The sequence below is a fragment of the Micromonospora sp. NPDC047527 genome (assembly GCF_040643015.1).
Lineage (GTDB): Bacteria > Actinomycetota > Actinomycetes > Mycobacteriales > Micromonosporaceae > Micromonospora.
The window spans coordinates 1,226,947-1,247,771 of sequence record NZ_JBEYTK010000001.1; the positions used below are offsets into that span (position 1 = coordinate 1,226,947).

At 73.7% G+C, this 20,825-nt stretch carries 21 protein-coding genes and 1 pseudogene; 8 read left to right on the forward strand and 14 right to left on the reverse strand.

Annotated features, from left to right (window positions below; translation table 11 throughout):
- Window positions 1-89: 89 nt before the first annotated feature.
- Window positions 90-929 (forward strand): SDR family NAD(P)-dependent oxidoreductase, encoded by an 840-nt coding sequence (locus ABZ808_RS05325; protein WP_357001194.1) that lies wholly within the window; start codon window positions 90-92, stop codon window positions 927-929.
- A 70-nt stretch (window positions 930-999) separates the two neighbouring features.
- On the opposite strand, the gene ABZ808_RS05330 is transcribed toward ABZ808_RS05325, so the two are convergent.
- Window positions 1,000-1,485: a DUF1062 domain-containing protein gene (locus ABZ808_RS05330; protein ID WP_357001198.1), complete on the reverse strand. Its 486-nt coding sequence runs from the start codon at window positions 1,483-1,485 to the stop codon at window positions 1,000-1,002.
- 336 nt (window positions 1,486-1,821) lie between these two features.
- Here ABZ808_RS05330 and ABZ808_RS05335 point away from each other — a divergent pair, with 336 nt between their 5' ends.
- Both ABZ808_RS05335 and ABZ808_RS05340 read left to right on the forward strand, forming a co-directional pair.
- Entirely contained in the window at window positions 1,822-2,328 is a 507-nt protein-coding gene (locus tag ABZ808_RS05335) for a hypothetical protein (RefSeq protein ID WP_357001200.1), read from the forward strand.
- Window positions 2,329-2,417: 89 nt separating this feature from the next.
- The gene (locus ABZ808_RS05340; protein WP_357001203.1) at window positions 2,418-2,993 is read left to right on the forward strand and encodes a maleylpyruvate isomerase N-terminal domain-containing protein; all 576 of its coding nucleotides are present in this window, start codon (window positions 2,418-2,420) and stop codon (window positions 2,991-2,993) included.
- Between the two features lies 1 nt (window position 2,994).
- Here the strand turns inward: ABZ808_RS05340 and ABZ808_RS05345 are convergent, their stop codons facing one another.
- Together ABZ808_RS05345 and ABZ808_RS05350 are read right to left on the reverse strand one after the other, a co-directional pair.
- Window positions 2,995-3,519 carry a GNAT family N-acetyltransferase gene (locus ABZ808_RS05345; RefSeq protein WP_357001205.1) on the reverse strand — a complete coding sequence of 175 codons (525 nt, stop codon included), beginning with the start codon at window positions 3,517-3,519 and terminating at the stop codon, window positions 2,995-2,997.
- 36 nt (window positions 3,520-3,555) lie between these two features.
- Complete coding sequence (locus tag ABZ808_RS05350) at window positions 3,556-4,041, reverse strand: DUF1992 domain-containing protein (protein WP_357001208.1); 486 nt, start codon at window positions 4,039-4,041, stop codon at window positions 3,556-3,558.
- Between the two features lie 233 nt (window positions 4,042-4,274).
- Here ABZ808_RS05350 and ABZ808_RS05355 point away from each other — a divergent pair, with 233 nt between their 5' ends.
- Window positions 4,275-4,925 carry a LysE family translocator gene (locus ABZ808_RS05355; RefSeq protein WP_357001212.1) on the forward strand — a complete coding sequence of 217 codons (651 nt, stop codon included), beginning with the start codon at window positions 4,275-4,277 and terminating at the stop codon, window positions 4,923-4,925.
- 90 nt (window positions 4,926-5,015) lie between these two features.
- Here ABZ808_RS05355 and ABZ808_RS05360 read toward each other — a convergent pair.
- Window positions 5,016-5,888, reverse strand: a pseudogene (locus ABZ808_RS05360) (DMT family transporter); the annotation flags it as partial.
- A 73-nt stretch (window positions 5,889-5,961) separates the two neighbouring features.
- On the opposite strand from ABZ808_RS05360, the gene ABZ808_RS05365 reads away from it, so the two are divergent.
- The gene (locus ABZ808_RS05365; protein ID WP_357001215.1) at window positions 5,962-6,897 is read left to right on the forward strand and encodes a LysR family transcriptional regulator; all 936 of its coding nucleotides are present in this window, start codon (window positions 5,962-5,964) and stop codon (window positions 6,895-6,897) included.
- Window positions 6,898-6,914: 17 nt separating this feature from the next.
- Here the strand turns inward: ABZ808_RS05365 and ABZ808_RS05370 are convergent, their stop codons facing one another.
- The 3 genes from ABZ808_RS05370 to ABZ808_RS05380 are packed head-to-tail and all read right to left on the reverse strand — an operon-like array spanning window position 6,915 to window position 9,756.
- The gene (locus ABZ808_RS05370) at window positions 6,915-7,739 is read right to left on the reverse strand and encodes an SDR family NAD(P)-dependent oxidoreductase (RefSeq protein ID WP_357001219.1); all 825 of its coding nucleotides are present in this window, start codon (window positions 7,737-7,739) and stop codon (window positions 6,915-6,917) included.
- Window positions 7,736-9,052, reverse strand: coding sequence for an NAD(P)-binding domain-containing protein (locus ABZ808_RS05375; RefSeq protein ID WP_357001222.1), 1,317 nt, complete (start codon window positions 9,050-9,052; stop codon window positions 7,736-7,738). The genes ABZ808_RS05370 and ABZ808_RS05375 overlap by 4 nt, the downstream gene beginning before the upstream one ends.
- Window positions 9,053-9,108: 56 nt before the next feature.
- Window positions 9,109-9,756 (reverse strand): TetR/AcrR family transcriptional regulator, encoded by a 648-nt coding sequence (locus ABZ808_RS05380; protein ID WP_357001226.1) that lies wholly within the window; start codon window positions 9,754-9,756, stop codon window positions 9,109-9,111.
- A gap of 57 nt (window positions 9,757-9,813) precedes the next feature.
- Between ABZ808_RS05380 and ABZ808_RS05385 the strand changes: the two genes are divergently transcribed.
- The 3 genes from ABZ808_RS05385 to ABZ808_RS05395 all read left to right on the forward strand — a co-directional run bounded on the left by ABZ808_RS05385 (window position 9,814) and on the right by ABZ808_RS05395 (window position 13,040).
- The gene (locus ABZ808_RS05385; RefSeq protein WP_357001229.1) at window positions 9,814-11,235 is read left to right on the forward strand and encodes an MFS transporter; all 1,422 of its coding nucleotides are present in this window, start codon (window positions 9,814-9,816) and stop codon (window positions 11,233-11,235) included.
- A 34-nt stretch (window positions 11,236-11,269) separates the two neighbouring features.
- Window positions 11,270-12,427, forward strand: coding sequence for a hypothetical protein (locus ABZ808_RS05390; protein ID WP_357001232.1), 1,158 nt, complete (start codon window positions 11,270-11,272; stop codon window positions 12,425-12,427).
- A gap of 271 nt (window positions 12,428-12,698) precedes the next feature.
- Complete coding sequence (locus tag ABZ808_RS05395; protein WP_007460094.1) at window positions 12,699-13,040, forward strand: RNA polymerase-binding protein RbpA; 342 nt, start codon at window positions 12,699-12,701, stop codon at window positions 13,038-13,040.
- A 67-nt stretch (window positions 13,041-13,107) separates the two neighbouring features.
- Here the strand turns inward: ABZ808_RS05395 and ABZ808_RS05400 are convergent, their stop codons facing one another.
- From ABZ808_RS05400 to ABZ808_RS05430, 7 genes are all read right to left on the reverse strand, one after another.
- Complete coding sequence (locus tag ABZ808_RS05400; protein WP_357001235.1) at window positions 13,108-13,635, reverse strand: FxsA family protein; 528 nt, start codon at window positions 13,633-13,635, stop codon at window positions 13,108-13,110.
- Window positions 13,636-13,699: 64 nt separating this feature from the next.
- Window positions 13,700-14,509 (reverse strand): polyprenol monophosphomannose synthase, encoded by an 810-nt coding sequence (locus tag ABZ808_RS05405; protein ID WP_357001238.1) that lies wholly within the window; start codon window positions 14,507-14,509, stop codon window positions 13,700-13,702.
- A 34-nt stretch (window positions 14,510-14,543) separates the two neighbouring features.
- Entirely contained in the window at window positions 14,544-16,169 is a 1,626-nt protein-coding gene (gene lnt, locus ABZ808_RS05410; RefSeq protein WP_357002765.1) for an apolipoprotein N-acyltransferase, read from the reverse strand.
- A gap of 562 nt (window positions 16,170-16,731) precedes the next feature.
- On the reverse strand, window positions 16,732-18,069 hold the full coding sequence (locus tag ABZ808_RS05415) for a glutamate mutase L (protein ID WP_357001241.1): 1,338 nt from the start codon (window positions 18,067-18,069) through the stop codon (window positions 16,732-16,734).
- 43 nt (window positions 18,070-18,112) lie between these two features.
- Window positions 18,113-18,520: a hotdog domain-containing protein gene (locus tag ABZ808_RS05420; RefSeq protein ID WP_357001244.1), complete on the reverse strand. Its 408-nt coding sequence runs from the start codon at window positions 18,518-18,520 to the stop codon at window positions 18,113-18,115.
- Window positions 18,517-19,266, reverse strand: coding sequence for an OAM dimerization domain-containing protein (locus ABZ808_RS05425; protein ID WP_357001246.1), 750 nt, complete (start codon window positions 19,264-19,266; stop codon window positions 18,517-18,519). Before ABZ808_RS05425 ends, ABZ808_RS05420 begins: the two co-directional genes overlap by 4 nt.
- Complete coding sequence (locus ABZ808_RS05430) at window positions 19,263-20,822, reverse strand: lysine 5,6-aminomutase subunit alpha (protein WP_357001249.1); 1,560 nt, start codon at window positions 20,820-20,822, stop codon at window positions 19,263-19,265. Before ABZ808_RS05430 ends, ABZ808_RS05425 begins: the two co-directional genes overlap by 4 nt.
- Between the last annotated feature and the right edge of the window lie 3 nt (window positions 20,823-20,825).

Sequence of the window (20,825 nt, forward strand, 5' to 3'; positions counted from 1 at the left end):
TTGCGGCCTGTCTCGCCTCGTCAGCGCTGGTTCAGTGGATGTCAGGCCCCACTGGGGCACTTCCCTGACAGACAGTATGGAGGCATCTCATGTCGACGTGGTTCATCACTGGCGCATCCCGGGGGCTGGGTCTGGAGATCGCGCGGGCCGCTCTCCGGGGCGGCGACACGGTCGTGGCAGCCGCCCGGGACCCGCAGAAGCTGCCGGACGACCTGCGGCGCTCCGACCGGGTCCTCGGCGTCGCCCTCGACGTCACCCAGACCTCGCAGATCACCGCTGCCGTCGAGACGGCCGTGCGGCACTTCGGTGGCATCGACGTACTCGTCAACAACGCGGGCCGTGGTCTGCTCGGCGCGCTGGAGGAGATCAGCGACGACGAGGCGCGCTCCCTGTTCGACCTGAACGTCTTCGGGTTGATCAACATGACTCGGGCTGTCCTGCCGGTCATGCGAGCCGCCGGATCGGGCAAGCTCGTGCACATCGGCTCCCGCTCCGGATTCGAGGGCGAACCCGGAGTGAGCCTGTACAGCGCCTCGAAGTTCGCGGTGGCCGGCATCAGCGAGGCGCTCGCGGTGGAGCTGGAGCCGTTCGGGATCCAGAGCATGGTCGTGGAGCCTGGCGTCTTCCGCACCGACTTCCTGGACGCCAGTTCGCTGTCGACCCCGGCGCAGCGCATCCCCGCGTACGACGGCACACCCGCGCACGTGACGCTGGAGTGGAGCGACACCGCCAACCACACCCAGCTCGGTGACCCGGTCAAGGGCGCTGCCCTGATCTACGAGGTCACCGGTGGGGACAAGCTGCCCGGGCATCTGGCCCTGGGTCGTGACGCGATCGAACGCCAGCTGGTCAAGATCGCCAGCATCCAGGACGACCTCGCGGCCTGGCGGGACAAGTCCGCCGCCACCGCCTGCGACGACGCCGCCTGATCGCCCCGAGATGGCATCCATGCTCAGCCGTAGCCGGGCGGACCGGGTGGTCCGCCCGGCTACGGCCGCGCTAGTCCCCGGCCAGCACCGTGAAGGTGAATCCGGCGCTCGTGGGACGGCGCGACGGAATGTCGCACTTGACCCGCCGCCGCACCTCGTTCCTGCTGAGGCCGAGCCCCTGTGCGATGAGCCGTTCCGGGCGCACCGGCACGGGATCTTCGAAGGCGACCGCTACCCGGACCGGCCACGCCTCGTCGAGCCGCGCCGGCCCGATGTCCAGTCGCCAGGCGTCGGACCAGTCCAGGGTGAAGTGGCAGCGCCGGGCAAGCAGCGGATCCAACAACGTGGACGCCACCAGCGCCGGATCGTTGAGGCGGTAGCCGCGAAGTTCGACGGGATCGAAGGATCCGACCGTCTTTCGCTCGTGCACGGTGAGTTTGCTGGTCCGATCGCAGGACACGCAGCGGACCAGCAGCCACACGTCCAGCAGTTTGCCGTTGGCGTTGACGCGGAACCTGCCCTGGCCGGTGGTGGCCGACTCCGATCGGCAGTCCACGCAGCGTAACGACAGCAGGGGCAACCTGGTTCGACGAACGACCCAGGGCAGCACGATATGCGGTGGTGAGGACATGACTCTCCAGACCTGACAAGAGGCCGGTCATACGCGGCCTCGAACGCTGGATGACCGGGCGCACGAGGGCAGCCCGGAAGAGCCGACGGCAGCGTCGGCTACAGGTGAGCGCGAGAAGGTGTCAGGTCTACAGAGCAGGCGGGGTCACGCGTTTTTGTCCTCTGTCCGCACTGGGATGGGTTGAGGGCACCGTACGGAACGCCGACGGCGCGCTCAATCGGATTTGACCCTCGACCGGGTCGAGGCCCGAGCATCGGCGGCATGGACGACCAGCCGACACCCGACCCGACCATGACGCGCATCATCGAAGCGGTGCAGCTCGGCCAATCCGGTACGCCGACGCGGGCCCGCGAACTGCTCACCGCCCTCTGGGACGAGATCGGTCCCACCGGCGACGCCCTGCACCGCTGCACCCTCGCCCACTACCTCGCCGACCTCCAGGACACCGCCGAGGCCGAGCTGGTGTGGGACGAACGCGCGTTGGCCGCCGTCGCCGACCTGACCGACGAGCGGGCCCGGCAACACGACGACGCCCTGCGGGTACGCGGCTTCCTGCCCTCGCTGCATCTCAATCTCGCCGACGTGCACCGGCGGCTCGGTCACACCGGGCCTGCCCATGAGCACCTGGCCACGGCCCGCCAGCTCACCGACGCTCTGCCCGACGATCCGTACGGCGACATGATCCGCGCCGGGATCCGCGGCGTCTCCGACGCGCTGGCGGCCGGGTCGACGACACGCCTCGATGCCGCAGCCACGTCCGCCGGCTGACGAACCGGGTTGCGCCAACCCGGAGCCGCCGCGTCCGCTGGCTGACGATTCCGGTTGCGCCGAGCCGGAGCCGCTGCGAGGGTCGACGGATGCCAGCGGTGACCGGCGCCGACCTGCTCCAGGCGGCCGACGAGATGACCCGGGTGCTGCACCCGCACCGGGAGCACGACTGGTCGGTGCCGGCCGGCACGCTGACGTGGAGCTGCTGGACCACCGCCGCGCACGTCGCGCACGACCTGCTCGCGTACGCCGGGCAGGTCACCGGCCGCCCGCAGGACGGCTACCTCCCGTACGACCTGCGGGTCTCCCCCACCGCGAGCCCGGCGGAGGTGCTGGCGGTGGTGCGGGCCTGCGCCGGCCTGCTCGCCGCCGTGGTCGACGCCGCCGGGCCGGACGTGCGGGCCTGGCACTTCGGCCCCTGCGACCCGGCCGGCTTCGCCGCGATGGGTGTGGCGGAAACCCTGCTGCACACGTACGACATCACCGCAGGACTGGGCGTGCCATGGCTGCCCCCGCAGGGGCTGAGCGCGCTGGTGCTGCGGCGCCTCTTCCCGGACGCACCGGACGGCGACGCACCCGACGTGCTGCTGTGGATGACCGGCCGCGGCGAGCTGCCCGGCCGGGAACGGCGTACCTCCTGGAGTTGGCGGGCCGCCGTCGACTGACTCAGGGGGCGGCCAGTGTGTGCCGGTGACCGTCGAGGGGGAACGGTGGCCGGGCCGGCAGCACCTCCTGGAACAGGTAGCCGCTCTTCTGCGCCACCCGGCAGGATGCGACGTTGTCCACCTGGTGCATCAGGTCGATGTGGGGCAGCCCGGGAAACCGGTCGAACGCCCACTCGCTGAGCACGGTGACCGCCCGTGGGGCCATCCCCCGCCCACGCGCCCACGCCGCCGTCCAGTACCCCACCTCGGCGCCCGGCCGGTAAAGGTTGGCCCGCTTGAGCACCACGTTCGCCACCAGCGGTGAACCGGCCGCGTCGCCGTCGAGGACGGCGAACGCGTACCGGTTGCCGTCGTCCCAGTCGTCGCGCACCCGGTCCAGCCACCGCCGGCCCTCGGCGGCGGTGGTCACCGGGACCCGGGTCCACTGGCGCAGCACGGGATCCCGGTAGGCGGCCAGCAGCGCGTCGAGGTCGTCCGCGCACCAGCGGCGCAGGGCGAGTGTCGAGGACGCGGACACGATCAGCATCGGCACAGTCTGCCGTCGCGGTCGCCGCCGTGGGGGTCAGCCGCGGCGGCGCCAGCGCAGCCACCAGCCGCGCCGGGGTCGCCGGGCCGGCGCGACGACCGTCGCCTGCTCGGCGGCGGGCGGGCGGACCTCGCGTCGGGTGCGCTCGGCGCGCCAACGGTGGACCACCTCGTCGGCGTTCACCGGACGCACCACCACCCGGGGGCCGTCAGGGTTGCGCAGCCAGGCCAAGATCTGCGCGTTGAGCTGCGCCACGAAGTCCCGCACGGACTGTTCGGTGGGCAGGTCGCGGACCTCGTCGGGGACCTGTTCGACGCGTCGACGCAGTTGCAGCGGGGTGGGCAGCAGCAGGTCGCTGGGCAGCGCCTCGCGCTCCAGGAAACTCTTGATCCACCACGACTCGTCGTACGGGGCGCCTTTGCCGGGGATCGGCTTGCCCATGCCGGGCAGGTCGTCGAACTCGCCGCGTTGCACGGCTCCCCGGATCTGCGCCTCCACGGCCGCGTCCCACGCTTCGGTCACCCTGCGGCACCTCCCCTGGCCACCGTAACGCGCCGCCTCCGGCCGGCGACACGCACCGCAACGGATCAGCGCGGACGGGCCGTCGACCATTCCCGGCGGACGTCCAGCAGGTGGTTCACGCCCCCGGTGACCGGTTTGGCGCGGCAGGCCACCGTCGCGGAGGTGGATCTGGGCCGGAGGTGACCGCCCTGCCTACGGTCAGTGTCAGTGATCATGGGGCAGGGGGGTTTGTCATGGTGGGTACGGGTGCACTGCTGGGCATCACGCTGGTGGCGTTGGGGCTGGTGCTCACGCCCGGCCCGAACATGGTCTACCTGATCTCCCGGTCGGTGGCGCAGGGCCGCCGGGCCGGCCTGGTCTCGCTGCTCGGGGTGGCCGCCGGGTTCGGCGTCTACCTGGCAGCGGCGGTCGCCGGGCTGGCCACCGTCTTCGTCCTGGTGCCGACGCTGTACGCGGTGGTGAAGCTCGCCGGGGCCGGCTACCTGCTCTGGCTGGCCTGGCGGACGCTGCGCCCGGGTGGGAAGTCCCCGTTCACGCCCGCGCCGCTGCCGCCGGACCCGCCCCGGCGGTTGTTCACGATGGGCCTGGTCACCAACCTGTTGAACCCGAAGATCGCCATCCTCTACGTGTCGCTGCTACCGCAGTTCATCGACCCGGCGCGGGGGCACCTGGCGGCGCAGAGCCTGCTGCTCGGCCTGACCCAGATCACCGTGGCGCTGACCGTGAACGCGCTGATCGTGCTCACCGCCGGCTCCCTCGCCGGGTTCTTCGCCCGCCGGCCGCTGTGGCTGCGGGTGCAGCGCTGGGTGACCGGGACGGCGCTCGCGGCGCTGGCCGTGCGGATCGCCGCCGACCGGTCCCGCGCGGCGGTCGCCACCGGCTGACCTCTGGTGGGTTGGCCCGGGGTCGGACGCTCGACGCGTGCTCGGGCCCGGGCGGCGGTTGCCGGTGCGTCGGAGTTGGAGGACGACGACGGAGGACAGCACCAGCGCGCCGCCAGCGAGTTGCACCGGAGTCAGGGACTCGCCGAGGACGAGCGCGGCCAGAGCGGCGGTGACGACGGGCTCGAAGGTGGACAGGATGGCGGCGGCCGACGGGCCGGTGCGCTTGAGCCCGGCGAAGAAGCTCAGCATCGCCACGACGGTGGAGACCACGGCGATGCAGGCCAGCCAGAACCATCCCGCCACCTCGAAGTCGAGGTCGACGCCGCCGGTGAACAGGGCGCGGGCGCCGAGAGTGCCGGCCGCACCGGTCATCACCAGGGCGGACAGCACCACGGGTGCCAGCCGTCGCACGACGGTGTCGGCGACGAGGATGTAGACGGTGTAGGTGATCGCGGAGGCGAAGGCCAGCAGCGCCCCGAGCAGGTGGAAACTCACGGCGCCGGCCCCGAGCAGGACCAGCAGTGTTCCGCCGGAGGCCGCCGCCAGCGCGGCGCCCCGCGCGGGTGTGAGCCGGTCACGGCCGAGCAACACCGCTGCCACGGTGACCATGACCGGGTAGGTGTAGAGGATCAGGGCCAGCAGCGAGGCGTCCATCAGCTGCAACGCGGAGAAGAACAGGCTCGCCTGCGTGGCGTACCCGATGGCACCCAGACCGACGGCGATGGCCAGCACCCGGGAGCGCGTCATCGTCGGCTGACCGGCCGCCTCACCCGAGGGAGTGCCGGACGTGGCGCTGCGCATTCCCGGCCGCACCAGGAGGACGATTCCGAGCAGGACGGCGGCCAGGGTGAAGCGGACCAGTAGCAGCGACCCGGGTGAGACGCCAGCGTCGTAGGCGAGCTTGCCGAAGATCGCCATCGCGCCGAAACAGGCCGCGGACAAGAGACACAGTGCTGCACCCATGCCGCCAAGGATCTCGGACGTGACCGATCGGGTCTAGCGATGATTCCCGGAGCTGAATCGTTAGGATTTCCGCATGATCGAGCTGGGTCTTCGGCGGTTGCGCTTCCTGCGGGAGTTCGAGGAACGAGGCACCCTGGCCGCGGTCGCCGCGGCTCTGGGCTACAGCCCGTCCACCGTCTCCCAGCAACTGGCCCTGCTGGAGAAGGAGGTCGGCGCCCGCCTGTTCGACAAGGCCGGGCGGGGTGTGCGGCTCACCGACGCCGGACACCTTCTCGCTCAGCACGCGCGGGTGCTGCTGTCGGCGGCCGAGGCGGCAGAAGCCGACCTTGCCGCCCTCAGCGGCGATATCCGGGGCACCGTGCGTGCCGGCGGCCTGCAGTCGGCGGCCCGCCGCCTCCTCGTCCCGGCGGTGGCCCGCATCAAGGCCGACCACCCGCAGGTCCGCGTGGAGATCTTCGAGCTGGAGCTCGAACAGTCCCTGCCAGGTCTACGCCTGGGCGCGGTCGATCTCGTCATCGGCGACGAGTACGACAGCCACCCCCGCCCCCGCCCCGCCGGACTCCGCTTCACCCTCCTGCTCGAAGAGCGCCTGAAGATCGTCCTGCCCGCAGCGCATCCCCTCGCCCAGCCCGGCGGACCCGTCGCGGTGACCGACCTGCGATCCGACATCTGGGCCGCCTCAGCCGAGGGCACCGGCCACCACGCCATGGTCGTCGGGACCTGCCGCGCTCTCGGCGGTTACGAGCCCGACCTGCGGCACCGCTGCAGCGACGCGGACGTTCAACTCGAACTCGTCCGTGCCGCTGCCGCCGTTGCCCTGATGCCGACCTTGACCGTGCCCCGCGACGACCCCGCGCTCGCGATCCGAGATGTCGCCGAAGCCACCCTCAAGCGGCGGTTGTTCGCCGCCACCCGAGACACCCCGCCGGCTCCCGCTCTCACTGCCTTCCTGGCAGCCGTGACGGACCAGGCACACAGGATCGGCGCTCAGCCCGCGGCCGCGCGCTGATGCGGACGTAGCAGGGGTCAGCGGTCGAGATCGCGGTGCCGGCGCACCATCCCGGCGGCCAGCGGCGCGGCGTCCAGGTCGCCGGCGGCGAGGCGGGCCGCGAGGGTACGACGTACCAGCCGGTCGGCCAGCGCGGGCGCGTGCCGGCCGACGGCCAGCTCCAGCCGGCCGCGTGTCGTGGTCGCCACGTCCCGGGGTGCGCGGCGGGCGGTGGCGGCGCGCAGGATCGCCGCGACGACACCGGCGACGGGCTCGGGCCGGGACACCCCCTGCAGGGACAGGCCGGCCTCGGCGGTGCTGTCGTGGATCGGTGAGGCCACCATGCTCGGGTAGACGACGCTCACGCCGACGTGGGTGCCGACCTCGTGGCGCAGCGCGTCGGCGTACGCGACGAGGGCCCGTTTGCTGACCCCGTACGCCGCGGCGAGCGGCAGCGGCAGCACCGCCATCCGGCTGGCCACGAAGATCACCCGTCCGCGGGCGGTGACCAGCGCGGGCAGCGCCGCGGCGGTGGTCCGCCACGCGGCGAGCAGGTTGACCTCCAGTTGCCGGTGCACCACCTCGTCGGGCGGCAGCTCGGCCGGGGCGGGGCCACCGACCCCGGCGTTGTTGATCAGCAGGTCGAGCCCGCCGAGCCGGTCGACGGCGGCCTGCACGGCCGGTGGCACGGCGGTCGGGTCGGTCAGGTCGCAGCCGAGCACCGGCAGGTCCTCGTCGGGGCGCGCGTGCAGGTCCAGCCCCACGACCCGGGCGCCGGCGGCGCTCAGCGCAGCGCCGAGGTGCCGGCCGAAGGTGCCGCTCGCCCCGGTGACCAGCACCCGCCGGCCGGTCAACCCGGTCACCGTCCGGCTCCCGTGCGGCGGGCGCCCGCGGTCAGCTCGCGGGTCAGCTCGGCCAGGTACGCGTCGAAGTCCACCCGCATCGCCGGGCGGCGCTGACCCCAGCGGGCGGTCGCGGCTCGCAGCTCGGCCCGGCAGGCGGCCCGCTGTCGCTCCGGGTCGGGCAGCGCGTACCGGCCGGTCAGTTGCGCGGCGATCAGCTTGGCCTGCGCCTCCACCAGGGGAAACGCGGACCCGGTGGACTGCATCAGCCCGACGAACGTCAGGCCGGGAGCCTCGGGGTGGAACACGTGCCGGTACAGCGGCAGGGTGTCGGCGGCCCCGCCGAGCAGCGCCGGGTCGAGGAACGGGATCTCCACCCGGTAGCCGGTGCACCAGACGATCAGATCGACGTGGTCGCTGCGGCCGTCGGTGAAGTCGACCCGGTCGCCGTCGAGGGCGGCGACGCCAGGCCGGGCCTCGACGTCGCCGTGGGTCAGCCGGGACAGCAACCCGTCGGAGAGCGTCGGATGGTCCTGGAGGAAGCCGTGCGTCGGCGCGGGCAACCCGTAGCGGGTCGGGCTGCCGACGGTGGCGCTCAGCATGGTCTGGCTGATGCGCTGGCGCAGTCGCCACGGCAGCCGGCGGGCCAGCGCGCCGTTGAGGGTGTCCGAGGGGCGGCCCAGCAGGTATTTGGGCACCACCCAGACGCCTCGGCGCAGCGACAGCAGGGTGCGTTCGGCCGCGTACGAGGCGTCGACCGCGATGTCCATCGCCGAGTTGCCGCCGCCCACGACCAGGACCCGCTTGCCGGTCAACTGCTCGGGGCCCCGGTAGTCGTGGCTGTGCAGCTGCTCGGCCGTGCAGGTGCCGGGGTAGGCCGGGTCGGGCAGTCGGGGCGTCCGGTTGTGGCCGTTGGCGACGACCACCGCCTCGACGGTGACCTCGACCGGCCCGTCCGGACCGTTGGCGGTCACCGTCCAGGTGCCGGCGGGATCGCGGGTGACCCGCTCGACGGTGTGCCGCAGGCGGATGGCGTCGCGCAGGCCGAACCGGTCGGCGTAGTCGGCCAGGTAGCCGGCGACGCGGCGGTGGTCGGGGTAGTCGGGCCAGTCGGCGGGCATCGGGTGGTCGGCGAACTCGGTGCGGCCCCGGCTGGTGTTCAGGTGCAGCGTGCGGTACGCGGGCGAGTCCGGAGCGCCGTACACCCAGAGGCCGCCGACCTGGTCGGTGGCCTCGAAACACACGGTCGGCACGGCCGCGTCGCGCAGTGCCTTGACGGCGGCGAGTCCGGCCGCGCCGGCGCCGATCACCGCCACCCTGGGTGGTGCCTGCATCGCTGCCCCCATTTAATCCAACGTCCGATGGATAATCGTCGCGCGGGGGCGGCCCGTCAAGCGACCGGCGGTCCGTACAGCCCGTCGAGCAGGCGGTGCACGAACGCGCGGAACTCGCGCCGCTCCCGGGCGCCCGGCGCACCGGCGGCCAGCGCCACCACGTGCCCGTGGGTGGCCCAGACCAGGCTGCGTACGGTGACGTGCGGGGTCGGCTCGGTCAGCGCGCCGGCCGCCGCCGCGGCGGTGAGCAGTTCGGCCACCAGCCGGTACAGCGGTTCGGCGTAGCGCTGGTCCAGCTCGGTGTGACGCTGCGGTTCCAGCCAGCGGCGCAGCCACAGCGCGGTGGTCTCCGGGTGGTCCTCCAGGAAGTCGACGAACACGTCGACGAGATCGTGCAGCGCCTGCCGCGCCGCGTCCGGCCCGGCGTCGAGGGCCGTGCGCGCCCGCTCGGTGGCCCCGGTGAGCACCTCCCGCTCGGCGGTGAACACCCGGGCGAAGCAGGCGTCGTACAGCGCCGCCTTCGTACCCGTGTGGTGCGCGACAGTGGCGACGTCCACGCCGGCGGCGGCGGCGACCTCCCGCAGCCCGACGGCGTCGAAGCCGCGTTCGGCGAAGAGCGCGGTGGCGGCGGTGAGCACCACCTCGCGGGTCGGTCGGGTCTCCTCGCGTCGGGGCCGACCCGGACGGCGTCGGGGCATGGTCATGGCCGCCATTCTGCCCCTAGAATCCAGCAACCGTTGGATTGCGGAGAGGATGCGGCGATGACCGGGCTCGACCGGCGGCCCGTGGCCGCCACCGACACGACGCTGCCCCGCGGCCCCCTGGCCGGTTTCGCGGCCGGCTCGCTCGGCATGGGTGTCTGGGTGACCGTGCCCGGCCTGCTGCTGCTCTACTTCCTCACCGACGTGCTGGCCGTCGCGCCGTGGCTGGCCGGTCTGGCGCTGCTGCTGCCGAAGATCGCCGACGTGCTGCTGCACCCCTGGGTGGGCCACCGCGCCGACGTCGAGCAGAGCCGCCGGGGCGACCGGCGGAGACTGCTGCTGCTCGGCTGCGCCCTGCCGATCGCGTTCGCCGCGCTCTTCGCGGTGCCCGGCGGGCTGACCGGCGCGCCGGCCGCCGCGTGGGTGGCGGTGTTCTTCGTCGCCGGCAACCTGCTCTTCGCCGCCTACCAGGTCCCCTACCTGGCCACCCCGGCCGACCTGCGGATCGGCTACCACGAGCGCACCCGGCTGATGGCGTTCCGGATGGTCGTGCTGACCCTGGGCATCCTGGTGTCCGGGCTGCTGGCCCCGCTGCTGACCGGCGGTGACGCCGCCACCCGGGGTGGCTACCAGCGGATGGGCGTGGTCCTCGCGGTCGGGATGCTGGCCGCCATGCTCGTCGGCGTGGCCGGCATCGCCCGCCTGCGCGGCTCCGCGGCGACCCCCACACCGGCGGGGCACGGCGGCTGGCGGGCACTGCGCACGGCGTTGCGCGATCGGCAGTTCCGCTGGCTGGTCGCCGCGTACCTGGCCATGTCGACCACCACCCACCTGGTGCTGGCCGGGGTGCCCTACTACGCCGAGTACGAGCTGCGGGCGCCCGGCCTCACCACGGTGCTGGTGGCCGCGTTCGTCGCGCCGGCGCTGCTGGTCACCCCGGGGTGGCTGGTGCTGGCCCGCCGCGTCGGCAAGCAGCGGGCGCTGCTCGGCGCGCAGGGCGCGTTCGCGGTGGGCTCGCTGGTGCTGGCGGTGGGTCGGCCGGCCGGGCTGCCGCTGCTGATCGGCGCGGTGGCGGTGCTCGGGGTGGCGTTCGCCGGCATGCAGCTGCTGCCGTTCTCGATGCTGCCCGACGTGATCCGCGCCGCCACCACGGCCGGCACGGACACCACCACGGCCGGCACGGACACCACCACGACCGCCACGGGCGCCAGCGCTGCCGGCACGACCGGCGCGGGCACCTACACCGGGGTGTGGACCGCCGCCGAGGCCACCGGCGCGGCGCTCGGCCCGTACGCGTACGCGCTGTGCCTGGCCGTGGGGGGTTTCGTGGCCTCGACGGCCGGTGAGTCGCCGGTGCAGCCGGATGCGGCGCTCGCGGCGGTCCGTTACGGCTTCGGGTTGCTGCCGGCGGTGGCGATGCTCGCGGCGCTGCTGCTGCAACGCCGCTACACCCTCGACGCGACCGCCCGGACCGCGACCTGACCCGTCGGCGCCCCGGCACTAGACTGCGACCTCGATGGACGCCGAGCCCACCACCACCGACACCCGCCCGTGCGCCCACTGTGGACGGCCGGTGCCGCAGCGGGTCGGCGCGGGTCGACCGTTTCGCTACTGCCGGGACAACGACGGCGCCTGCCAGCGTGCCTCTCGCAACAGCCGGATGCGGCACCGCAACGCCCCGGGCCTGCCCGGTCAGGTGGCCCGCACGTGGGAGGCGGTGGACCGGCTCGACCAGGTCGTCGAGACGTTGACCGAGGCGTTGCACGCCGAGTTGTCCCCGGTGGGTGTGCAGCGGCAGGTCGCCCAGGTGCGCGCCGAGGCCGCCACCGAGATCGCGGCGGCGCAGACCGAACGCGACGAGGCCCGCGACGACGCCGAGAACGCGGCGGCCGACGCGGCGCGCGCCCGGGAGCAGGCCCGCGCCGCCCTCGCCGAGGCGGACGACGCCCGGCAGCGCGCCGAGCGGGCCGGGCGGCAGGCCACCGCGGCCGAGGAGCGGGCGCAGCACGCCGAGGCTGCCCGCGACCAGGCGCGGCACGACGCCAGCGCCGCCGAGGCGCTGCGCGCCCAGGCCGAACGGGACCGGGACCAGGCCCGCGTCGAGGTGCGTGACCTGCGGGCGGAACGCGACGCCGAGCGGCAGCGGGTGGCCGACCTGACCGTCGAGCGGGACGGGGTGCGTGCCGAGGCCGAGCGGGCCGCACGGGTCGCCGCCGAGGCGACCGAGCGGGCCGGGCGGTGGCAGAGCGAGGTGCAGGACGTTCGCCGCCAGATCGACCAGGCCCGCGCCGACGCCGCGCGGACCCGCGCCGAGGCAGCCGACGCGGCCCGCGCCCGCGAGCAGGCCGACCGGGCGCGCGACCGCGCCCAGGTCGCCGCCCGTGAGGCCGACGACGCCCGGCAGGAGGCCGCCGAGGTCGCCGCCCGGCTCCGCGCGGAGTTGGCCGCCACGGCCGCGCAGCGCGACGCCCTCGCCGCCGATCTGACGGCCGTCCGGCAGGCCGCGGCCACCGCCGAGGGCCGGCTCACCGCCCTGTCGGTACGCCTCGACGCCGCCGAAACCGACCGTGACCTGGCCCAGCGGCGGGTGGCGCAGCTCGGTGACCAGGTCAGCGACCTCGCTCTGGCGCTGGCCCGACTCGGCGCCGCCGCCCCCGACGAGGCGGCCCGCTGACCGGTGCGGCGCCGGTGCGGGCGGTAGGGTTGCCGGCCGGTGGACGCCGGCGCAACCTTCACCGCGTCCGGGCGGTTAACATCCCCGGTGGCAGCCATCACCCGCCACCGCCGAGACCCGCCCGGGATCACCCGGTCGGGTAGCCGGCCAGGCCGGCTACCCTTGGTTGCGGCCCACCCGTGGGCGCCTCACGCCCTCGGGCGGGAATGAGGCGACGGGAACCCACCGTTACACCCAGAAGACCAGCACCACGAACGAGGGGAAGTCGATCATGGGCGAGCGTATGCTGCGCGGAAGCCGGCTCGGCGCGGTCAGCTACGAATCCGACCGCAACACGGAGCTCGCGCCGCGTCAGACCCGCGAGTACCTGTGCGCCAAGGGCCACCAGTTCGAGGTGCCGTTCGCCGTCGACGCCGAGGTCCCGACGACCTGGGAGTGCAAGTTCGACGGCAGCGTCGCTCGACTCGTCGACGGCAACGAGCCGGAGCAGAAGAAGGCCAAGCCGCCGCGTACCCACTGGGACATGCTGCTGGAGCGGCGCTCGATCGCCGAGCTCGAGGACATCCTCGCCGAACGGCTCCAGGAGGTCCGTACCCGCCGCGGCCGCGCCTGAGCAGCCGCACCACCACACGCGTCGGCGCCCCCGGGGAAGTCCCCGGGGGCGCCGACGCGTGTATGCCTCAGTTGCGGTGGCCGGGCTCGACGATCTCACCCTCGATGGCCTGGCCGCCGTCGACCACGACCGGCTGCTCCGGCTCCGGCTGCGGCGTCGGTTGCGGCGCGCCCTGACGCACCCGCACCGTCCGCGGCCCGAACAGGTCACCGGCGACCATCGACGACACCCGCCGCTCGGCGCCGCGTTGCACCCCGGCTCGGACCAGCCGACGCACCGGCGGCACCATCAGCAGCAACCCGACCAGGCCGCTGACCAGCCCCGGCACCGCCAGCATCAGCGCACCCGCCAACCCCACGAGCCCATCGGTCACCTGCCGTCCCGGCGGCTGACCGGCCTGCGCGGCGGTGCGGAACCCCCGCCAGGCCCGCATCCCCTCCCGGCGCAGCAGCACCAACCCCAGCAGGGACGCGGCGAACACCAGCAGCACCGCCACGCCGAACCCCACCGCCCGCCCCAACAGGACGAACGCCGCCAGCTCCAGCATCACCGCCAGCAGCAGGGCAACCGGTACGAACCTCAGTCCTCGCCGCATCTCACCTCATCGCTGTCGCGCGGCACCTGACACGCGCCGCTCATCCAGCATGACACGGCCGCGCTCACGGCCACCGCGCCTGACCGGTGGGGGTGCCGTGCACGCCCCGGCGTACCGCCTGGCGCCGGTCCTGCACACCCCAGCGGGTGATCCGCCACAGCGCCTCGGCCACGATGCGCGGGCTCATCTTGCTGTCACCGCGTTCCCGCTCGGCGAACGTGATCGGCACCTCCACGATCCGCACACCCGCCCGGTGGGCCAGGCGGGACAGCTCCACCTGGAACGAGTAGCCCTGGGAGCACACCGACGCCAGGTCGATGGCGTCCAGGGCGCTGATCCGGTACACCCGGTACCCGCCGGTGGCGTCGGAGACCGGCATGCCCAGCGCGAGACGCGCGTACAGGTTGCCGCCGCGCGACAGCAGGAGCCGCCGCAGCGGCCAGTTCACCACCCGCGCCCCGCTGGTCCAGCGGGACCCGATCACCACGTCCGCGTCCCGGGCGGCCTCCAGCAGCGCCGGCAGGTCCTCCGGGGCGTGTGAGCCGTCGGCGTCCATCTCCACGACCGCGTGATAGCCGTGCTCGCGCGCCCACCCGAAACCGGCCAGGTACGCCGCGCCGAGCCCTTCTTTGCCCTTGCGGTGCAGCACGTGCACGTGGGCGTCGTTCTCGGCGAGGCCGTCGGCGATCGCGCCGGTGCCGTCGGGGCTGTTGTCGTCGGCGATGAGGATCCGCACGGCGGGGGTGGCTCGGCGGACCCGACCCACGATCGCCGCCACGTTGTCGGCCTCGTTGTAGGTGGGGATCACCACCAGCACCCGGCCCACGCCGGGCACCTCGTCCGGACGCCGGATCGTATCGGTCGCCTGGATCACGGTTCCTCCGCTCCCGCCGGCGTACCGGCTGTTGCTACCCGGGCACGACCCGTTGGCGGCGGCGCAGCACCCCCGCGCCGACCAGGGCGGCCACGGCCAACCCGGCCAGGGCCAGCTCCGGCCACCAGCCGAGACGGGTGGCGAGCGTCCGTCCGTCGTCGAGTCGCAGCTCCCGCACCACGACCTCCCGGGTGTTGAACCCGGTAGCGTCGCTTACCCGGCCGTCGGGGGCGACGAACCCGGACACCCCGACCGTGGAGGCCATCAACGCCGGCCGGCCGTGCTCCACCGCCCGCAACCGCACCATGGCCAGTTGCTGGCGGGCCTCGGCCACGTCGAACGTGGCGTTGTTGGTCTGCACCACCAGCAGTTGCGCGCCGCCGGTGACGGTGTCGCGGACCACCTCGTCGTAGGCGACCTCGAAGCAGATGACGTCGCCCAGGACCACCTGGCCGGCGCGCACCACGCCCGGGGTGCTGCCCGGCACGAAGTCGTTGCGGACCAGGTCGACCTTGTCACTGACCATCCGGGCGACGTCGCGCAGCGGCACGTACTCGGCGAACGGCACCGGGTGCCGCTTGGTGTAGAGCTGCGACAGGTCCGCGCCGGTGTCGGGCCGCCACAGGATGCCCGCGTTGCGGACCTGCCCGGGGTCGGGGCCGAGCAGCACCGCGCCGACGAGGATGGGTGCGCGGATCGTGTCGGCGGCCTGGGAGATGCGGGCGCCGGCGGTGGGGTTGCGCAGCGGGTCGATGTCGCTGGAGTTCTCCGGCCACACCACCAGGTCGGGCTGGCGTTGCGTGCCGGCGGCGACCTGGCCGGCCAACTCGATGGTGGCGTCGACGTGGTTGTTGAGCACCGCCTGCCGCTGGGCGTTGAAGTCCAGCCCGAGACGCGGGACGTTGCCCTGCACGATGGCCACGGTGACCGACGCGCCGTCGCCGGCGGCGGCGACCGGCACCAGCAGGCCCGCCGCGACCACCGCCACCGCCGCGGCGGCCGGCGCGACCACGGGCGTCCAGCGCCGCCCCGACCCGGCCCCGGTCGGGGCGCTGCCGCCGTCGTCAGGCGTGGTGTCGGCGGGTGCGCCGTCGGTCAGGTCGGTGTCGACCGGCACCCGGTGGGCGCGCCACGTGGCCCAGGCGCGCCACGCGGCGGTGACCAGCAGCCCACCGGTGAGGGCCACCGCGAAGGTGACCAACGGCGCACCACCCAGCGCGGCCAAACGCAGCAGCGGCGACTCGTCCTGGCTGAACGCCAGCCGGCCCCACGGGAAACCCCCGAACGGGGTCCGGTCGCGCAGCGCCTCCTGCCCGACCCACAGCAGCCCGGTCAACGCCGGCCACGCCCACCGGCCCCGGTCGGCCAGCGGCGACACCCAGGCGGTGGCCGCGCCGAGCAGCGCCAGGTAACCGGCCTGCAACAGCGACAGCAGCACCCACGGCAGGTAGCCGGTGTGCAGGTTCGTCCAGGCCAGCAGCGGCCCGAACAGCGCCACCCCGGTGAGGAAGCCCACGCCGGCGCCACCGCGCAACCGCCGCCGGTGCGCGGCGGCGGCCAGCAACGCCACCCCGACGGGCGCGAGCGGCCACACCCCGTACGGCGGGAACGCCAGCAGCAGCGCCAACCCGGCGACGACAGCCATCGGCACGGCCACCATCAGCGGCAGCGGCCGTCCGGCGACAACCGGGCGTGGCCGTACCGCCGGGGCGTGGGTCTCATCCCGGTCCAGCGTCGTCACCGCAGCGTCCCCTCGATCACGGGGCGAAGGCTACCTGGCCGGCGGGCACATCGGCCGCATCGGGCTGCCGGGGACAGACCGCCCGGCGGACATGAAATCGGGGCGCGGCTCGCGCCGCGCCCCGATGCTCCCAGGCCCTCCCCGGCCGGTGTGGCGAGGACGAGGCACGCCGACCTTCGGACCGACCGGACGCGGACTGGCTGCCCCCGCCGGGCCGTTGTCTACTGGCCGTGCACCTCACCCTGCCCGTACACCGGTAACCGCGACCGGTTCGCGCCGCCCCGCCGACCCCCGCCCGCTGGACCTGGCCGCCGCGACGATGACGCTCAAAATGTCGCTCGGCCAGCGGACGAAGGGACGAAGCGAACAACAGCCGCTTCCCGTGGTAGGACTCAAAGACGGTACGTGCTGCACCCCGCCTCCTGTCAACCCACCCCCGGCCTGTCGTGTCTTGCGCCACGGCGTGTCGGGTCGGCGTGTCTCACTGCGTGCCCAGATGCTTGCGCAGCAGAGCCCCCGCCGCCGTCGGGTGCTCCTCGGCGAGCAGCCCACCGGCGGCCAACACGTAGTCCACGTCCACCACGGCGCGGGCGGCGCGTGGCAGCGCCCACCCGCCGGCGTGGTCGGCGAGGACCGCCGCCAGCACCTGAGCGGACACCGGCTCGGCCGCGTGGCGCAGCACCCCACCGGAGCCCACCAACAGCCGCACGTCGCGCAGGTCCCGGCCGGCGCGTTCCCCCGTGGCGGCGCCCCGGGCGTGCCGGCGCAACGCGACAGTCGCGGCGAGGGTGGCGATGCGCCGGTCCACGGCCCGCTCGGCGTCGTCGGCGGCCAGGAACCCCGGGTCGGCGGCCCGCCGCGCCGCAGCCGCCGTCAGGTCGTCGGCGTCACCGGCGGCGAGCAGCCGCTCCTCCACGGCGGCGCGTACGACCCCGGGGGCGCTCCACCGCATGCCCAGGTCGCCCTCCACGGTGCGGGCCCGCCACAGGCTGCCGGCGACCTCCCGACCCGGCCCAGTGGCCCGCTCGTCGGGGGTGAGCACCGAGTACACGTCGGTGGTGGCCCCACCCACGTCGACGACGGCGAGGTCCCCACCGATGGTGTCGGCGAGGACCTCCACGCCGGTGAGCACCGCGTCGGGGGTGGCCGCGCGCACCAACTGGGCGAACCGGCCGCCCCTCGACAGCCGTTTGCCGCCGATGACGTGCCGCAGGAACACCGCGCGGATCGCCGCCCGCGCCGACGTCGGCGCGAGCACCCCGATGCGGGGCAGCACGTTGTCCGCGCCCGTCACCGGCACCCCGGCGGCCTCCAGCAGCCCGGTCAGTTCGGCACGCACGTCGCCGTTACCTGCCAGCACCACCGGCACCCGCCAGCGGGCCCGGGCCAGCCGCGTCGCGTTGTGGATGATCGTGTCGGCGTCGCCGCCGTCGGTGCCGCCGACGAGCAGCACCACGTCGGGTCGGGCCGCGCGCAGGGCCGACAGGTCGGCGCCGCCGAGGCGCCCGGCGGCCACGTGCACCACGTGCGCGCCGGCGGACAACCCGACCCGCCGGCCGGCCTGCGCGGTGACCAGCGGCTCGTAGCCGATCACGGCAAGCCGCAGCCCACCGCCGGCCGACGAGCACACGTACCACGGCACGTCACCCACGCCCAGCTCGGCGGTGGCCGCCGCGACCGCGGCGTCCAGGCCGTGCAGCACGTCGCTGCCCACCGTGGTGGGCGCGGCCGCCGCACCCACCAGGACACCGGCGGTCAGGTCCACCACGGCCGCCTTGGTGTACGTCGAGCCGACGTCCGCGCAGACCGCGAGGGTCACAGGCCTCCCCCCTGTTCGCGACTGCGGGGCTCGCAACCCCCGCTCACTCCTCGCGACTCACACCTGCGGCGGGAACGACCACGGTGCCGGTCGCGGTGACCGCCACGATCGGCGGGTCGAGGACCTCGGCGGCCGACTCGGAGCGGTCCGGGCGGCCCCGGCACACCACCGCGCAGCTCAACTCCAGGGTGCGGCTGCGGCTGCCCACCCGGGCCACCCGCGCGGTCACCTCCACCACGTCACCGGCCCGGATGGGCGCGGCGAACCGCACGTCGGCGTACCCGGCAAACAGGCCCTCGTCACCATCGGTGCGGATGCACACCTCGGTCGCCACGTCACCGAACAACGCCAGGGCGTACGCACCGTCGACGAGGTTGCCGGCGTAGTGGGCGTGCGAGTACGGCACATACCGCCGGTGCGTCACCGTCAACCCGAGCCTGGAGTCGGTCATACCATCGCCTTCCGCTGCGTGATCAGGGCGTGCACCAGATAACTGGCCACCTCGCCGGGCGTGGTGCCCCGACCGAAGATCCGGTCCACGCCCAACTCGTCGGTCATCGTCTCGTCGAACCGCGGGCCACCGACGATCAGCAGGGGCCGCCGCCCGGCCGGCATGGCCTCCCGGAACGCCGCCGACATCTCCCGGGTGTTGTGCAGGTGCGCGTCGCGCTGGGTGACCACCTGCGACACCAGCACCGCGTCGGCCTTCTCCACCCTCGCCGCCTCCACCAACTCCGGCACGCTGACCTGCGCGCCCAGGTTGGTGACCTTCAACTCCCGGTAGTACTCCAGGCCCTTCTCCCCCGCGATGCCCTTGACGTTGAGGATCGCGTCGATGCCCACGGTGTGCGCGTCGGTGCCGATGCACGCCCCGACCACTGACAGCTTGCGCCGCAGCCGCTGCTTCACCACCGTGTTGACCTCCTTGGCCGACAGCAGCGCGAAGTCCCGCTCCACCACCTGCACCGCGTCCAGGTCGACCAGGTGGTTCACCCGCCCGTACACGACGAAGAACGTGAACCCGTCGCCCATCGGTTTGGCGTGCACCACCATCGCCGGGTCGATGCCCATCCGGTTGGCCAACTGCACCGCGGCGCCCTCGGCCCGCTTGTCGTGCGACACCGGCAGGGTGAACGACACCTGCACCATCCCGTCGCCGGTGGTGTCCCCGTACGGACGCACGATCTGCTTACTCACGCCGCCGCCTCCAGGATCTCGGTGGCCGGGTTGCAGTAGTCGGCCTCGTGCGCGGCGACCCCGGCGAGGCCCTTGCCCCGGTCCGCCGGCCGCTTCATGATCCCGAACGTGCCCTCGGCGATCGCCGTGAGCAGCGTCTGCTCCCCGATGCGCTCCAACAGGTCCAGCGCCTCACCGAGCACCTGGTTGGCGCGACGCCGGATGAACCCGCCCGGCGCGGGCACGAAGTCCTCGTGCAACCCACCGGCCGCGCCCAGCACGTACCGCACGTTCTGCAGGGCGATGTCCCGGTCGGACAACCACGGCGTCACCACCGCCTCGGTCATCATGCCCACCAGCAGGATGCCCTGCCCGGTCATCGCGCCCGCCAGGTTGAAGAACCCGTCGAGCAGGTTGCCCCGGAACACGTCACCGGTCATGTGCTTCGTCGGCGGCATCCACTTCAGCGGCGCCTCGGGGAACAGCTCCCGGGCCAGCAGCGCGTGCGCCAACTCCAACCGGAACGACTCCGGCACCTCCGGATTGATCTCGAACGCGTGCCCCAACCCCAACTGCCAGTCCGCCAACCCCGCCTCGTGGGCGAAGAACTCGTTGAGCAACTGCGACACCGTCACCGTGTGCGCCTCGTCGACGGCGTCGGCGGTGGTCAGGTAGTTGTCCTCACCGGTGTTGATGATGATCCCCGCGCGGGCGTGGACCTGCCGGGAGAACCGCTGGTCGACGAACGTACGGATCGGGTTGATGTCACGGAACAAAATCCCGTACATCGAGTCGTTCAACATCATGTCGAGCCGTTCCAACCCGGCCAGGGTCGCCATCTCCGGCATGCACAACCCGGACGCGTAGTTGGTCAACCGCACGTAGCGGCCCAACTCCTTCGACGACTCGTCCAGGGCCGCGCGCATCAGCCGGAAGTTCTCCTGCGTGGCGTACGTGCCGGCGAACCCCTCCCGGGTCGCGCCCTCGGGCACGTAGTCCAGCAGCGACTGCCCCGTGGAACGGATCACCGCGATCACGTCCGCGCCCGCCCGCGCCGCCGCCTGCGCCTGCGGGATGTCCTCGTAGATGTCCCCGGTCGCCACGATCAGATAGATCCACGGCCGCTGCGCCGGGTCACCGTGCCGCTTCACCAGGCGGTCCCGCTCGGCACGCCGCCGGTCGATACGCCGGACACCCGCCCCGACGACCTTGCGCGCCGCCGACCGGGCGGCCGTCGCGGCCCGACCGGTGGGCAACGCGAACCGCACCGACCCGGCCGCCGCCTTCTGCGCCAGCAACGTCACATCCGTGAGGCCCTCCCGCGCGAGGGCGTCGAACACCGGCACCGCCACCCCGTGACCCAACCCGACATCCGCGACGACCGCGTCGACGAGCCGGTTCACCCACGGAATACCGTCCGGGTCCGCACCGGTCACACCGGCAAGCCGCAGCACCGCCCGCTCCACCGACACCGTGGTGTGACTACGCGCCAGGTCCACCACCGGCTGCCCGGCCCGCCGCGCCAACTCCCGCGCCCGCGCCACCAGCACCGGATCAAGATCAAGCTTCCCGGTCACGCC